We start from the raw sequence: 439 nt of genomic DNA, 5'->3' as shown, positions 1-439 counted from the left end.
ATGAAGCCGAAGATCAGGAAAAAGGACAGCAGGACCTTGCGCTCGTTGGCGCTGGTCACGGTCGGGGTGTGGTCATGATCATGGTCGTGATCGTGACCATGGTCATGTGCGTGGGATTGGGACATGGGGCCTCGGGAAACTGGGTCTTTGACTGTGGCTCAAAATATAACACATGAACATGTTTTCATGTGAATTGTTGTACACATTTGTGTTCGCGTCTCACCACGGCCGGGATGCCGCTCCGGGCAATTGCCTTAGCCTGGCCCGGCGACCATTCCCCCCGCCTGGCAAACAGCCGTTGATCTAACATCCAGTGGCAGTATCCCCCCTGGGGGGGTTTGATTTCAGCATGGAAGACATGCATAAGCCCACCTACCATCCCGACCTGGTGAAGCGGCTCAAGCGCGCCGAGGGGCATCTGCGGAACGTCATCGGGATG

Annotated in this window: 1 pseudogene; it reads right to left on the bottom strand. The window is 56.7% G+C overall.

From position 1 onward, the window contains the following. Positions 1–125 (bottom strand): annotated as a pseudogene (locus KVS69_RS21345) (cation transporter); the annotation flags it as partial. Between the last annotated feature and the right edge of the window lie 314 nt (positions 126–439).

Source organism: Stenotrophomonas sp. GbtcB23 (genome assembly GCF_019091045.1).
Lineage (GTDB): Bacteria > Pseudomonadota > Gammaproteobacteria > Xanthomonadales > Xanthomonadaceae > Stenotrophomonas > Stenotrophomonas rhizophila_A.
This window is presented reverse-complemented; position numbering and strand designations above follow the sequence as displayed.